The organism is Methylophaga muralis (genome assembly GCF_001720165.1).
In the GTDB taxonomy this organism is placed as follows: Bacteria; Pseudomonadota; Gammaproteobacteria; order Nitrosococcales; family Methylophagaceae; genus Methylophaga; species Methylophaga muralis.
Genome location: NZ_MCRI01000044.1, coordinates 1 through 14809, shown reverse-complemented (window position 1 = coordinate 14809; position 14809 = coordinate 1). Strand labels below are relative to the sequence as shown.

Here is a 14809-nt window from a genome sequence, read left to right as displayed (position 1 = left end):
CTAATTGTTCACATTTCTTTCACGGTGCTTAACCGATGCTCTATTTCCAAATCAACTCCAGGATGAGAGGCTGAAGATGACAACTTACAGACTTTTATTAGTAATAACAGCAGTATGTTCTGCTCTTGTTACTGCTTTAATAATATATCCGGTCAACTCAAATAGCTTAAATGGGCCAATGCAGAATCAGGCTCCCCCCGTCTGGTTGCAAATGGATAACTCAACAGTCACTCAACGCCATGATATTGAAGAACCGTTGACTATGGCGATAAGAATTTGTACTGCTAATAACTGTGAATACATCGCCTTAAGCCCAGCTGAAGCACAAAGCCTTTTGGCTACGGAAAACGACGCCGCATCTCATAATGATAAATATCAATTAACGGTGCCATTACAATTGCCACAACACGGTGTACCGATAATTGAGATGTAAATCGCGACGGGTATTTTCACCCCATTTATATAAATAGTTATACATTTAACTTAATTAATTAACAAAAACGGATATAGCGCATGAAGTTGCAACAACTTAAGTATGTTCGCGAAGTGGCTCGTCGTGGTCTTAGTATCTCGGCTGCGGCTCAAGCTTTACATGCTTCCCAACCGGGTGTCAGCAACCAGATCCAATTGTTAGAGGATGAATTAGGTTTATTAATATTTGAACGTCATGGAAAACGTTTGTCTGCAATTACACCTCTTGGAGAGTCCGTGATTGCCATGGCAGAGCGTGTATTACAAGAAGTGGATAATTTACGGGAGCAAGCTGCCGATAGTCGACATGAAAAAAAAGGCACGCTTTCAATTGGTACTACACATACTCAAGCCCGTTACGCCCTACCCAAAGCGATAAAAGCATTTTCTGAACAATACCCAGATGTGCATTTAAATATGGTGCAAGGCACACCACCCGAGGTGGCAGAAATGGCCGCTACCGGAAAAGTGGATTTAGCTATCGCCACTGAAGGATTGTCCAAATTTGATAATTTGGCGATTTTGCCTTGCTACGAGTGGAATCGCACGGTAATTGCGCAACCCGGACACCCGCTGTTAAATGAAAAAAAACTCACTCTGGAGGCAATCTCGAAATATCCCATTCTCACTTATGTCATGGGGTTTACTGGTCGCGCTCAACAAGATCAATCCTTTATTGAACAGGGTTTGAAACCTAATGTAATTTTCACAGCAACCGACGCAGATGTAATTAAAACCTACGTGGAACTTGGTCTTGGAATCGGCATTATCGCCAACATGGCATTTGATCCAATCAAAGATGCTCCGTTACAGGCAATGGATGCCAGTGGTTTATTTAAACCAAGTACAACGCATATGGGAATCCGCAAAGGCAGCTATCTGCGTGGCTATAGCTATGCTTTTATTGAGTTTTTTGCCCCACATTTACAACGCTCAACTATCCAAAATGCCATTGCATTGTGAATTTTTCCCTTTAGCATTTCGGAATGTGATGGTAGTTTATTCGGGCTAATTATTGGCATTCCAAATGAAATATAAGAAGGAAATATAATGAAAGCTGTATTAAAAGGCCTGGTTACAGGCTTGTTCCTGTTACCTGCACTGGTATTCGCTCATGGTGCTTCACGTCTGCAAGTCGAAGAAACTGTGTTGATTAATGCCGATGCTGAAACTGTATGGAACATGGTCAAAGATTTCGATAGTCTGCATAAATGGCATCCAGCCATCATTTCTACCGAGGCATCAGGTGGAAATGAAGTTGGGGCAACTCGCACATTAACACTTGATAACAATGCCACCATCACTGAAACATTAAAGCGTTTCGATGCGGAAAAAATGAGCTATCAATATGATATAGATTCCATGAGCTCTGTGGGTCAAGTGGATATCGAAGGTGAAATGCATGATATCCCTGCCGTTCCAGTCAGTCGTTATAAAGCATGGGTAACCGTTGAAGCTGAAGGCGATCAAACCAAAGTTACCTGGTTAGCCAAATTTTTCCGTGGTTATACCGGTAATCATCATGAACCTAAAGAGTTGAATGATGAAACGGCTACCAACGCTATTCAAGGTATTTTCCGTTCAGGCCTTGATACTTTAAAAGCCAAAATCGAAAACTAAGTTAACACTAATTTAAACATTGAAGGCGTCTTCGGACGCCTTTTTTGTGAGCGCTCAAAATTTTAATGGTGGGAAAAAATCACTTTTTTCTGTATATTTTCTCCACTTGCTAATACAAGCCTCGGGGTGGTCGAAAGGCCTGAGATTCACCAGTTGGTGGAGACCCGATGAACCTGATCCAGGTAATACTGGCGTAGGGACAGGCGGCAACACCTTCTTGCTAGATCTATGCAAATGGCGTGATCCCCTGTCCTTTTTATGAAATTAAAAAGGATAGTCATGAAACCCACCCTGCTTTCCATTGCAGTTACCAGCGCGCTATTTGCTCCCGGCGCAGTTGCCCAAACCGACAGCACCGATTTACCGTCCATGTTGGTCAGCGCCGATTTCCGTCCGGCTGAGGCCCAGGATATTCCGGTCAGTCTGACAACATTTGATGAAGACATCATTGAATCGCGTGGTGCCCAGCATCTTGAAGACGTGCTCAATCTTGCACCCAATGTAAATCTTTCAAGTGGCGCTTCACGTGGTCAGTTCTTTCAGATCCGCGGTATTGGTGAGCGCAGTGAATTTCTGGCACCACTAAATCCATCAGTAGGCCTTTATATTGATGGTATCGATTTTAGTCGCAGCGGCGGCGCAGCCACATTATTTGATATTGAGAAAGTAGAAGTATTACGTGGCCCACAGGGTACGTTGTATGGTGCCAATGCATTAGCTGGCGTTATCAATATGCAAAGCAAACAGGCCACCAATGATCTGGATATGAATTTTCAGTCCAGCATTGGCAATTACAATACACGTAGCGTCGGTGTAGCCTTGGGTGGCCCTATCGTTAAGGACACATTACTGGGCCGTATAGCCGTGCATACCCATCGTTCAGATGGTTATATGGATAACGATTTTCTGGGTCGGGATAATACCCAAAATCAGGATGAACTGACTGCCCGCGGACATTTGAAATGGCTGGTCAGTAATGACCTGACCATTGATCTTAATTTGCTGCATTTAAATATCGACAATGGTTACGACGCTTTCACACTGGATAACAGTCGTAACAGCCTTTCAGATCAGCCTGGTAAAGACAAACAGCATACCAATGCGTTTGCGTTGAAAACCGATTGGCGTGCCAATAGCAAAGTACAACTTCAATCAACATTGACCTATTCTAAATCTGATTTGGAATATAGCTATGATGATGATTGGTCATTTAAAACACAATTTCCAGTAGATGCCACCTGTGTCGATGCCGATGAAGACAATGATGCATTTAACTGTCCTTATAGTGGTTTTGATCAATATAAGCGTGAGCGTGAAAACTATTCATTTGAATTCAGAGCATTGTCTAACGAAGATGGTCGTATTTTTGCGGACACAACTGACTGGTCAGTTGGTATTTATCTGGCCGATCAACGACAGGATTTAAAACGCACCTATTTTGCGAATGCAATTGATAGTGATGCGGTATTTCCGTTTGCGTTAGATAATACTTATAAAACGTTTAATAGCGCCATTTATGGCCAACTTGATACTGCTTTAACCGATAAACTAACTTTAATTACTGGTTTACGCGTTGAACATTGGGACGCTGATTATGAGGATTCGCAAGGTTTGGATCTGGATGACAGTGATGTGTTATTTGGCGGCAAAGTTGGTCTAAATTATCAATTCAACCCACAACACCTTTTGTACACATCATTATCCCGAGGCTACAAAGCTGGGGGGGTTAACACGGAAGCAGATCTCGCGCCCGGCTTACGCAAATTCAATAATGAATATTTATGGAATCTGGAAGCCGGCATGAAATCACTATGGCTGGATGGCAGTCTGGTGACCGATATCACCGCATTTTATGGTTTACGAAAAGATGCCCAAGTAAAAACATCTGTCAGTGTACCTCGTGATGGTGGCGGCACCCGTTTTATCGATTATCAGGATAATGCAGCCAAAGGTCGTAATATGGGCATTGAAGCAAGTGTTGACTGGTTGATCAATGAACGCATAAGAACCTTTGCAGCATTAGTCTTTTACATGCGACATTTGACGAATATGACAACCCTGAACTGGATGAGGCTGGATTAAATATTCAGGGCAGAAGGCAAGCTCATGCTCCAGCCTACACTTTCAGTGTTGGCAGTGAAGTCTATCTGACATCGCAATGGACTCTACGCGCTAATGTTGAGGGCAAGGATGAGTTCTATTACTCCAACAGCCATAATGCGAAATCCAGTTCTTACGCCATTACCAATGCAAGTTTGCAGTACCAGCAGAAAAACTGGACGTTTACCTTATGGGGACGCAATCTGTTTGATAAAGACTATTACACTCGCGGCTTTTTCTTTGGTATCGATCCTTCGACCGAATATGAGGATCGGGTTTATACCCAATATGCCGACCCACGTACTTTCGGTATGACAGTATCTTACGACTACTAAATTTACCTGGGACACAGTAGTGCCCCCTTTTCAGGAAATCATTATGCGAATTTCTGTAGATATCAGCCTTTATCCGCTGACTGAACAATTTGTCGAACCAATTCTGGCGTTTATTGCCATGTTGGAAAACAATTCAAAATTGATTGTGCATCGTAATACATTGAGCACCCAGATTTTTGGTGAATACCGGGATGTGATGGATGCGATGGATAGTGAAATTGAAGCCGTGTTTGCCCAGATACCACATAGCGTTTTTGTGTTAAAACTGATCGGTAATGATCGTCATCAAGTCAAAGACTGATGTCTGAATCAGCTTGGTGGGATATTACGCTAGCTGGACTGGCGTCCATGAGTGGCTGGGAAGTATTTGCCGCGCTGCTTGGCATTGGTTATATCCTGTTTGCTGCCCGAGAATCACAATGGTGCTGGCCATTAGCGTTTATCAGTACCATTATTTACACCGTCCTGTTTTGGGAAAATCAGTTACCGATGCAGGCTCTACTCAACCTGTATTACATAGGTATGGCGGTCTATGGCTTTATTCTCTGGCATCGTCATGAAAACCAGACGGCAGAACTGAATATTCACAGCTGGCCATGGCAATACCATCTGATCTTTATTGCCACTGGTGGCTTTCTCAGCCTGATTTTTGGTTATTACTTATCGACACACGCCACCCAATATCCCTACCTCGATGCATTTGTAATGGTGTTTTCAGTGATGAATACCGTATTAATGGCACGAAAAGTATTGCAAAACTGGCTGTATTGGCAGGTTATCAACAGTTCTGCGATTGTGCTTTATGCGCTGACGGGGTTCTACGCCACAATCGTAATGTTCAGTATTTATCTGTTTCTCGCTATGGCGGGGTATTTCAAATGGCGTAAGTTATTAGCAGCCCAACACCAGACTCGAACTGCCTAACTAAACCGTTCGGGATGGTTGAGCCAGGAGTTCAAATCTGTCTCACCTAAAACATTCATCAAAAATAGTAATAGCCTGTATGGCAGCCGGACAGCCGTCAGATCAGGAATGGTCTGATGGTTCAGATATTCAACAGCAAAGCTTTCTGCTTGTTTTTGATCAAGCAAATATTCCAGCAAAACAAATTCTAACGTTCTTGGACCATAGACAATCGCATCCAAATCGACCAATGCAGAAAGCTTGTCTTGCTGCATCAGAAACTGATCCCACCGCAAATCGGGCATTATCGGCACAAACGTGTTTTCACAGAGTTGTTCGGCCTGCTTCAAGGCTGGTTTTAAAACAGTTTGATCAATTGAGTCAGCTTGTTGCTGCAAGGTCATTTTCAGACGCTGCGGCCAATCTTCTGTTGTGAATTCTGGCTGTTGCAGACTCCCCCATCGTGGATGCTGCTGTTGATGCATCAAACCGATATGGTTAGCCAGTGATTTAATCGCTAACGCCGTTACCGCTGATGCATCCACATCTTCACCAGGTAACCACCGAACCAGCACAAATTCCGCTTCCATTGAGGTAATGAGTGACGGAATGGCCAAAGGACTAATAGTGGAAATACGCTGGTAAACTTCTGCAATATTTCCCAATGATGCCGGAAAATTGATGGCAAACAGGCTATTCATAGCTTGCCAGAAAGCCGACTGATCGATATTGGTATGATCACACAGCTTCAAAACCATCGGTCCATCGACGGTTTCACAAAACCAGAGTTGATGGCTGCTATCGCTAAACTGACTGGGAATTCTGCTTGCCGGTTTTAACAGTGCCGGCAAGTCTTGTTGCTGCTGTTCAGAAAGCGCTGGGTAGTTTACCAAGGCAAAACTTCACCATTCATATGCCAGAAGGTGCCAGTGTTATCGATATTCAACTCTGCCATTCGATCCAGCAAACCTGCTGCCGACTCGTCAGCATCAATCAAACCACCATGACCGGTCATATCAGTTCTCACCCAGCCCGGATGCAAAATTGCAACAGCAATGCCTTTGGGCTTCAAATCAATCGATAGAGATTTACCTGCGGCATTTACAGCGGCCTTGGACATGCGATAGGCATAACTGCCACCAGAGTCATTATCAGCGATAGATCCCATACGGCTGGTAATAATGCCTACCTTACTGCCCTGCTGTAGGTGATTCATCAATGCTTGAGTCGTCAATAAGGGACCAAGGCTATTGACTTCAAACATGCTTTTAAAGCTATCAATGGCATTAGTATCAATATCATTGAGGCCTAGACCTGCGGCAATACCGGCATTATTAATCAGCCAATCAATTTTACGATCGCCAAGTTTTTCTGCAAGCGCTTTAAGACTGATGGGATTACTGACTTCAACATCTTCAATAATTTCCACATCAAGCTCAGCCAATGCAGGAGATCGATGACGACACGTTGCAATGACATCAAAGCCACGTGCTTTTAATTGCCGACATAATTCGAGCCCAATGCCCCTATTGCTGCCTGTTAACAGTGCGGTTTGTGACATATCCTGCTCCTTAATTCTGCTTACGAAGGTTTTTCATTGTAGTCATTGAGGGCGACAACACAACGCCTGCTTCGGTGACAATAGCGTTTATCAGCTCTGCCGGTGTGACATCAAAAGCCGGATTCGATACCTTTACCCCATCCGGCGCAATTTGCTGGTTGGCAATATGAGTCACTTCCCTTGATGGGCGTTGCTCGATTTCGATTTGTTTTCCGGTTTCAGTTTGCCAATCAATAGTTGATAACGGTGCTACGACCATAAATTTTACCTGGTGGTATTTTGCTAATACGGCTAATGAGTAGGTACCGATTTTATTAGCCACATCCCCATTGGCAGCAATTCGATCTGCACCAACAATAACCCAATGGATATTACCAGAAGCCATTAATGAGGCCGCAGTGACATCTGCCTGCAAAGTCGCGGGAATTTTGCCCTGCATTAACTCCCAGGCGGTCAAGCGCGCACCTTGCAACCAGGGACGCGTTTCATCGACATAGACATGTTTTATTTTGCCATCGGAATAACCCTGGCTTATTACACCTAATGCTGTCCCCCCCCCGCCAGTCGCCAGTGCACCAGCATTGCAATGAGTTAATACCATACTGTCTGGATCAATCAAATCCGCTCCCAGTTTCCCCATGGTTTGGTTGGCCGCAATATCCTGCTGATGAATGTGAATAGCTGCTTCCAATAAAGCCGTTTCTGGAGAATAAGTCTCGGGCAGATTGACATACAACGCTGTCATTTTTTCGATTGCCCAGGTCAGATTCACCGCTGTTGGACGCGATGCTGCCAGTTTGGCCAATGGCTCATACATTGCCTGCTTCCAGTTCACACCAGCCTTGTTCCAAGCCTCCCGGGCGGCTAAAACCACAGCATATGCTGCTGTAATGCCAATTGCCGGTGCGCCTCTCACCACCATTTCACGAATTGCATCACTCACCTCACTAGCATGCTCATAATTTAACCAGAGTTGCTGTGTCGGAAGTAAACGCTGATCCAGCAAATGCAACTGTTGGTCTTGCCATTTGATGGGTTGAATCATTTCACTGGTGCTTTGCACTGTGTTCTCCTGCTGATGGCGGTTATAATCGGACGCTATGAAAAACGTCGATCTGATCATTAATGCCCGCTGGTGTCTGCCGATGACGGCAGAACAACTTGTTCTCGAAAATCATTCTATTGTCATCCATGAGGGCAATATTGTAGCGCTATTACCACAAACTCAGGCGGAACAGCTTTATCAAGCTACTCAGACACAGAATATGGATGAACATTGCGTGATGCCTGGATTAATTAATAATCATGGCCATACCGCTATGTCATTATTCCGCGGTTTAGCTGATGATCTGCCGCTGATGACCTGGCTTAATAACCATATCTGGCCCGCTGAGCAACAATTTGTTGGTGATGCTTTTGTGGAAGCCGGTTCTGCTCTGGCGATCGCCGAAATGATTCGTGGTGGTACTACCTGTTTCAGCGATATGTACTTCTTTCCTGAAGCAACTGCCCGAGTAGTCGATAGCAGCGGTATCCGAGCTAGTCTTGGTATGGTGGTGATTGAATTTCCCACCAATTGGGCAAAAGATGTAAATGAGTACTTACATAAAGGGCAGGCATTACACGATAAGTATCGACACCATCCGCGTATTACCACTAACTATGCGCCGCATGCGCCTTACACAGTTTCAGATCAAACACTGCAAGCCATCATCATTAATGCCGAAGAACTGGATTTACCAATCCAGATGCATATTCATGAGACCGCTACTGAAGTATCAGACAGTGTGGCTCAATATGGCAAACGTCCATTGGCAAGGCTTAAAGATTTAGGTCTGCTTTCTCCTCGTCTGATTGCGGTACATATGACGCAGCTTACAGAAGAAGAAATGGACTGGTGCGCCGAAGCGGGCGTTCACATCGCGCATTGTCCTGAATCTAACTTGAAACTTGCCAGTGGATTTTCGCCAATCGCCGATCTGATCAAGCGTGGCGTCAATATCACTATTGGTACCGATGGCGCAGCATCCAATAACGATCTGGATATGTTTGCAGAAATGCGTCAGGCCGCAATATTGGCAAAAGGTGTTGCAGGTGATCCCAGCGTGGTACCTGCATATCAGGCATTGCAGATGGCAACAATTAATGCTGCTAAATCACTGGGCATTGATTCTGTCACCGGTTCACTTGAAATAGGTAAAGCCGCTGATATTATCGCTATCGATCTCAGCGAGATCGAAACACAACCTTTTTATGATCTACCGTCACAATTGGTTTATGCCACTGGGCGCGATAAAGTTTCTGATGTCTGGGTCGCGGGCAAACAATTATTAAAACAACGCCAGCTCACCACATTAAATGCACAACATGTATCTGCCCAGGCCCAACAATGGGCAACAAAAATAAGGTCTGTCTCATGACAAAACATAACGTCGATCCAGCTGAAGTCGCTAAATTCGATGCACTGGCATCTAGCTGGTGGGATCCGGAAGGTCAATCCAAACCGCTGCATGAAATCAATCCGCTGCGACTCGCGTTTATTAATGAAAGAACCCGGTTGAAAAACGCCAAGGCCGTAGACGTAGGTAGTGGCGGCGGTATTCTCACTGAGGCGTTGGTCAAAAGTGGTGCAGAAACTATTGGCATAGACATGGGCGAAATGCCACTCAATGTCGCCAAACTGCATGCGTTGGAAGCAGGTCTGAAAATCAAATACGAACTGACGACCGCAGAAGCCATGGCGGAAAAACATCCGGATGAATTTGATGTCGTGACCTGCATGGAAATGCTGGAACATGTGCCCGACCCACAGGCGATTATTAACGCCTGTGCGACCATGGCAAAACCGGGCGGAGATGTGTTTTTCTCCACCTTGAATCGCAATCCAAAAGCCTATCTGTTAGCCATTGTCGGTGCCGAATATATTGCAAAAATGCTGCCCAAAGGCACACATGACTATGCACGCTTTATTCGCCCGGCAGAACTGGCCCGTTGCTGTCGGGAAGCCGGTCTGCATGTTTATGACATCACCGGCATCAGCTACAACCCACTGACCCGCCGTTATAAACTCAGCAGAGATGTTGATGTTAATTATCTTGTACATTGTCGACGGATCTGATGTTTATTTCTCCGTTCAATGTCGTGCTATTTGATTTGGATGGCACATTGGTCGATACGGCACCCGACCTGGGCTATGCGTTAAATACGTTATTAGAACAAGAAGGTCATCAACCACTGGATCATGCACGAATTCGTCCTGTAGCAAGCCATGGTAGTGCCGGTTTGTTAAAACTGGGGTTTGGCATTGAAAAAGAAGATCCTGTTTACCCGGCTTTGCAACAACGCTTTTTAAGTCTTTATGCAGAAAATATCGCCCGCGAATCAGCCTTATTTATTGGCATGCAACAAGTGCTTGATGGTCTTACGGCTCAAGGCATTCGCTGGGGAGTCGTCACTAATAAACCGTCTTTTCTTACCATCCCGCTAATGGAAGCCTTGCAATTAACCGATGCTGCAGCTTGTATTGTCAGCGCGGATACGACGCCATTCAGTAAGCCACATCCTGCCCCGATGTTACATGCCTGTGAACTGGTTGATGCCAAGCCAGTGGATTGTATTTATATTGGCGATGCAGAACGGGATATTCAAGCGGCCCATAATGCACATATGCGCTCTGTCGTAGCTTTATACGGATATATCTCCGAAACAGATGAACCTGAAGCCTGGCAGGCTGACTGCATGATTAATCACCCACATGAGATTTTAAAATGGATTTAAGTCCCGAGTTTTTCCTGCGACATCAGGACTTATTGATTGTTTTGCTGGTTGGTATTTTGCTAGGCATCGTTATCGGTCTGTTTATCCGCAGTGGCAAAATTCGCACACTGGAAAAAAACAATGCTGAGCTGGATCTGACATTGCAATTGGAACAGAAAAACAAACGCCAAATGGATGAGATTCTGTCTCAAACCCGTGAACAATTAGCCAATACCTTTAATCAACTTTCCAATGAAGCATTGACGCGAAATAACACCAGCTTTTTGCGGCTTGCTGAAGAAAATCTGAAACGCTTCCAAAGTGAAGCCAAAGCGGATTTGGGGTCAAAAGAAAAAGCCATTGAACAAATGCTCAAGCCAATCAATGAAGCATTGCAGCAGACCAGCAAGCAGATTCAGGAAATTGAAAAGGATCGCAAAGAGGCTTACGGCAGCCTGACCTCAACTATCGCCCAAATGAATTTAAGTCAACAACAGCTGCAGCAGGAAACCCAAAATCTGGTGCAAGCACTACGCCGCCCTGAAGTACGCGGTCAGTGGGGTGAAATGACTTTACGCCGATTAGCTGAACTCAGTGGTATGGTGGCGCATTGTGACTTTTACGAACAGACACATACGGCCACCGAAACAGGTAGTATCCGCCCTGATATGATTGTTCGCTTACCGGAAAAACGCGAAATTATTGTTGATGCCAAAACACCGCTGGATGCCTATTTATCTGCAATTCAGGCTAAAGATGATCTCACCCGTAAACTGGAATTAAAGCGTCACGCTCAAATCATTCGCGGCCGGATTAAGGAACTGTCCCGCAAAAATTACTGGGCTGAATATTCTCAGTCTCCCGAATTTGTCGTGTTATTTATTCCTGGTGAACAATTCCTCTCCGCAGCATTGGAAGTAGATCCTGCCCTACTGGAAGACAGCATGAGCCAGAATATTATTCTGGCCACCCCCACCAACTTTATCGCACTGTTAAGAGCCGTTTCTTATGGCTGGAAACAACAGGCTTTGGCAGAAAATGCTGAAGTGATTCGTGAGCTGGGTGAAACCTTATATAAACGGCTTTCTACTTTTGGCAATCATCTGAGCAAGTTGGGTAACAGCCTGGGAAGCAGCGTCAATCATTTCAATAGTGCAGTCGGCTCTCTGGAACGTCAGGTATTACCGGGGGCACGTAAATTTACTGAAATGGGTATCAGCAGTAAAAACGAAATCACCGAATTACCCCCAATAGAACAACTGCCACGACCAGTTCAAAACCTTAGTGATGAGGAATAAATCCGAACTCGACCAGGCGTATGCGTTTTGTCTGAATATGGCGAAATCGCATTACGAAAATTTTCCGGTTGCCTCCATTTTATTGCCCAAAACACTACGCCGCCCAATTGCTGTTATTTATGCCTTTGCCAGAACAGCAGATGACTTTGCCGACGAAGATAATATTCCGGCAGAAGACAGGTTACGTTTGCTCAATTTCTATAGCCAGTATCTGTTGGAAATCGCTGATCAAAGTTATGTAGGTAATGATCCTATTTTTCTGGCACTCCAGGATACTGTGCATCGCTTTAATTTACCGATTCAATTGTTAGAAGATTTGTTAATCGCCTTTAGACAGGATGTAGTTAAATCACGTTATACAACATTCAATGAAGTTCTCGACTATTGCCGGTTTTCAGCCAACCCGGTAGGACGTCTTCTTTTGCATCTTCAGGGCCCACCGACTCAACAACAGCTTCAACAATCCGATGCCATTTGTACATCACTGCAGTTAATCAATTTCTATCAGGATATTGTGCAGGACTATACAGAGCAGAACCGTATTTATATTCCACAGGATGAGCTTGCTGCAATCGGGATTGATGAGGCAAATTTAATTCAAGCTGATACCATCATATTAGCTCCGTTGTTGCGTAGCCTTTATCTGCGTACTGAACAAATAATGAGTGAAGGACTTGAGCTTGGCTCATCGTTATCCGGTCGTCTAGGTTGGGAAATCAGGGCAATGACATTAGGTGGTTTAACTACCTTGTCAGCACTAATACAACAACCTGATAAAGCACTGTTGAACCGTCCCAGGCTATCACGTAGAACAATGATAGGAGTGATACTAAACAGTGCCTTTAAAACGCGTTACAAACAAATCACTGATAGGTTATTAGCGACCTAACATTATTGCCTTCTGACACCTAATGCCAGATGCAAGCCTGGTTACATGCAAAGTCATTAAATTACGACGAAACATAATTTTACGGTTATCTATAAGCTCTTTTATGCTAACGTCATAACTGAACATAATTGCAACTGTAGGCGCCTTCTTGAATTTCATATATCTATTTGCACCATTAATTATTTTATTAATTTGCGTTTCTTTTCTTAGCTTATCAACCAACGAAAATGGTGGATTCGTGTACATGATTTTCCACGAATACAATATGTTGTGCTGGCTTTTGTATTACTGATTGCTGAGGTTTTGTTATTAGATTACTCGAAAGTCAGTTTTTGGCTGCTGTTTATTCCAACACTATTAGTTGTCGCCTATCAGCTCTGGTGGATATTGCCTTATACAAAACTCTATTCTCAAGAAGTGGCCCAAACGTATGATTTGGATGATATAAACAGTATCAAAATAATGACTGCCAATGTGCTGATGACAAACAAGAACATTGAAAAATTGGTTTTGTTGATAAAGGAAAATAAACCAGATGTTTTAGTTACTCTAGAAAACTAATTATTGGTGGCAAACACAACTGAAAGTTATCGAAAATGATTATCCATACCGGATGAATTGCCCCCAAGAGAATTTGTATGGCATGCATGTCTATTCCAGATATGTGTTATCCGAATCTAAAACCGAGTTCCTGGTTGAAGATGATATTCCTTCAATGCATACACTACTCACCCTTCCATCCGGACACAATATTCGTATGCATTTTCTCCATCCTGCCCCCCCAGCCCAACTGAAAACGAAGCGTCATCGGAACGCGATGCTGAACTGATTATGGTTGCTAAAAGTGTTGCGGATGCCGATTTACCAGTGATTGTGACTGGCGATCTTAATGATGTTGCATGGTCTACTACTACACGCTTATTCCGTAAAGTTAGTAAATTATTAGATCCGCGGATCGGTAGAGGTATGTTTAATACCTTTCATGCTAAATATTGGTTTATGCGATGGCCTCTGGATCATCTCTTCCATAGTGAACATTTTAAGCTCTATGATATCCGGCGTTTGCCACACTTTGGCTCTGATCACTTTGCTTTGCTAACCCAATTGATATATACGACTAATACGACGAGCGAATCACGTTCAGGTCTTGAGATAGCTAAAGAAGATGTAAATCTTGCTAAACAAAAGATGGCTTCAGAAAATGTAAAAGAAAACGATGTCCCTAATCCTGGTTAGATAGCCTTTTTGAAATTTTTGTAGTTACCGTTAAGGATAAATATTTTGTTATCAAAAGTAGTGTCAACATTTCTTGTATTTACATTCCTAATACTTACTGGATGCGCCCATCACAATAAACATGGCCACGTACCACCGGGACACGATCCTGCAGGTCCAGGCAACAGCGAAAATGCTCCAGGACATAATAAAATCAAGAAATATTGAAATCAGCTTTTATTTTTGTATTTAAATGCCAACGCTGTCGTAAGAATTTAAAAGTCCACTCACTTTAGCTTTAATTATTAATCCGGAGATAATGTTAGTTGTTTGCTGATATACATTAGCTATATTGCAAGCACGAGACTTGAACATTCAGGCTCAACCTATGTCGGTTTTGTAGGAGCAACAACTTACCACTCCGTTCAATTAGGTCACATTATCTAAACTCTAGATAATAAAAAAGGCCACCCTTTTCGGGTTTATCTTGGGTTTCAGACCTACTTTGATGAGATGCATCCCTGCATCTCATCCACCGGGCGTCTATCGCGTCCAACGCTGTTCCAGACGATTTTGTTATGTCCATGGATGGAAGGTATGCCGCTAATGCAGGAGCAATTTGCGGCCACATGGGGGTTACCATGCTCAGGCAGGACACTGC

The 14809-nt window shown here is 43.9% G+C and carries 17 protein-coding genes and 1 riboswitch; of the genes, 14 read left to right on the top strand and 3 right to left on the bottom strand.

What is annotated here, in order from left to right:
* Positions 1 to 211: 211 nt before the first annotated feature.
* From A9E74_RS14255 to pnuC, 7 genes are all read left to right on the top strand, one after another.
* Positions 212 to 433 (top strand): hypothetical protein, encoded by a 222-nt coding sequence (locus A9E74_RS14255; protein WP_141696813.1) that lies wholly within the window; start codon positions 212 to 214, stop codon positions 431 to 433.
* Positions 434 to 513: 80 nt separating this feature from the next.
* The gene (gene cysB / locus A9E74_RS12285; RefSeq protein WP_069296908.1) at positions 514 to 1434 is read left to right on the top strand and encodes an HTH-type transcriptional regulator CysB; all 921 of its coding nucleotides are present in this window, start codon (positions 514 to 516) and stop codon (positions 1432 to 1434) included.
* An 87-nt stretch (positions 1435 to 1521) separates the two neighbouring features.
* Positions 1522 to 2091 carry an SRPBCC family protein gene (locus A9E74_RS12280; protein ID WP_069296907.1) on the top strand — a complete coding sequence of 190 codons (570 nt, stop codon included), beginning with the start codon at positions 1522 to 1524 and terminating at the stop codon, positions 2089 to 2091.
* Positions 2092 to 2203: 112 nt separating this feature from the next.
* Positions 2204 to 2309: riboswitch (TPP riboswitch) on the top strand.
* Between the two features lie 61 nt (positions 2310 to 2370).
* On the top strand, positions 2371 to 4173 hold the full coding sequence (locus A9E74_RS12275) for a TonB-dependent receptor (RefSeq protein ID WP_281198104.1): 1803 nt from the start codon (positions 2371 to 2373) through the stop codon (positions 4171 to 4173).
* 173 nt (positions 4174 to 4346) lie between these two features.
* Positions 4347 to 4526 (top strand): hypothetical protein, encoded by a 180-nt coding sequence (locus A9E74_RS15025; protein ID WP_342670186.1) that lies wholly within the window; start codon positions 4347 to 4349, stop codon positions 4524 to 4526.
* A gap of 43 nt (positions 4527 to 4569) precedes the next feature.
* Positions 4570 to 4827 (top strand): YkoF family thiamine/hydroxymethylpyrimidine-binding protein, encoded by a 258-nt coding sequence (locus tag A9E74_RS12270; protein WP_069296906.1) that lies wholly within the window; start codon positions 4570 to 4572, stop codon positions 4825 to 4827.
* Positions 4827 to 5450 (top strand): nicotinamide riboside transporter PnuC, encoded by a 624-nt coding sequence (gene pnuC, locus A9E74_RS12265; RefSeq protein ID WP_069296905.1) that lies wholly within the window; start codon positions 4827 to 4829, stop codon positions 5448 to 5450. Before A9E74_RS12270 ends, pnuC begins: the two co-directional genes overlap by 1 nt.
* On the opposite strand, the gene A9E74_RS12260 is transcribed toward pnuC, so the two are convergent.
* From A9E74_RS12260 to mtnA, 3 genes are read right to left on the bottom strand one after another with little or no spacing between them, the layout of a single operon-like run.
* Positions 5447 to 6322, bottom strand: a complete 876-nt coding sequence (locus A9E74_RS12260) for a phosphotransferase (RefSeq protein ID WP_069296904.1) — start codon at positions 6320 to 6322, stop codon at positions 5447 to 5449. The genes pnuC and A9E74_RS12260 overlap by 4 nt on opposite strands.
* On the bottom strand, positions 6316 to 6990 hold the full coding sequence (locus A9E74_RS12255) for an SDR family oxidoreductase (RefSeq protein ID WP_069296903.1): 675 nt from the start codon (positions 6988 to 6990) through the stop codon (positions 6316 to 6318). The genes A9E74_RS12260 and A9E74_RS12255 overlap by 7 nt, the downstream gene beginning before the upstream one ends.
* 10 nt (positions 6991 to 7000) lie before the next feature.
* Positions 7001 to 8053 (bottom strand): S-methyl-5-thioribose-1-phosphate isomerase, encoded by a 1053-nt coding sequence (gene mtnA, locus A9E74_RS12250; protein ID WP_084003083.1) that lies wholly within the window; start codon positions 8051 to 8053, stop codon positions 7001 to 7003.
* A 37-nt stretch (positions 8054 to 8090) separates the two neighbouring features.
* On the opposite strand from mtnA, the gene A9E74_RS12245 reads away from it, so the two are divergent.
* The 7 genes from A9E74_RS12245 to A9E74_RS14515 all read left to right on the top strand — a co-directional run bounded on the left by A9E74_RS12245 (position 8091) and on the right by A9E74_RS14515 (position 14169).
* Positions 8091 to 9410 (top strand): TRZ/ATZ family hydrolase, encoded by a 1320-nt coding sequence (locus A9E74_RS12245; RefSeq protein WP_069296902.1) that lies wholly within the window; start codon positions 8091 to 8093, stop codon positions 9408 to 9410.
* Complete coding sequence (gene ubiG, locus A9E74_RS12240; RefSeq protein ID WP_069296901.1) at positions 9407 to 10108, top strand: bifunctional 2-polyprenyl-6-hydroxyphenol methylase/3-demethylubiquinol 3-O-methyltransferase UbiG; 702 nt, start codon at positions 9407 to 9409, stop codon at positions 10106 to 10108. Before A9E74_RS12245 ends, ubiG begins: the two co-directional genes overlap by 4 nt.
* Positions 10108 to 10767, top strand: coding sequence for an HAD family hydrolase (locus A9E74_RS12235; RefSeq protein WP_069296900.1), 660 nt, complete (start codon positions 10108 to 10110; stop codon positions 10765 to 10767). Before ubiG ends, A9E74_RS12235 begins: the two co-directional genes overlap by 1 nt.
* Entirely contained in the window at positions 10758 to 12044 is a 1287-nt protein-coding gene (locus A9E74_RS12230) for a DNA recombination protein RmuC (protein WP_069296899.1), read from the top strand. Before A9E74_RS12235 ends, A9E74_RS12230 begins: the two co-directional genes overlap by 10 nt.
* Entirely contained in the window at positions 12034 to 12933 is a 900-nt protein-coding gene (gene hpnC, locus A9E74_RS12225) for a squalene synthase HpnC (protein ID WP_069296898.1), read from the top strand. The genes A9E74_RS12230 and hpnC overlap by 11 nt, the downstream gene beginning before the upstream one ends.
* 270 nt (positions 12934 to 13203) lie before the next feature.
* Positions 13204 to 13494: a hypothetical protein gene (locus A9E74_RS14520; RefSeq protein WP_218104317.1), complete on the top strand. Its 291-nt coding sequence runs from the start codon at positions 13204 to 13206 to the stop codon at positions 13492 to 13494.
* Positions 13495 to 13671: 177 nt separating this feature from the next.
* Positions 13672 to 14169: an endonuclease/exonuclease/phosphatase family protein gene (locus A9E74_RS14515; protein WP_342670187.1), complete on the top strand. Its 498-nt coding sequence runs from the start codon at positions 13672 to 13674 to the stop codon at positions 14167 to 14169.
* Positions 14170 to 14809: the final 640 nt, after the last annotated feature.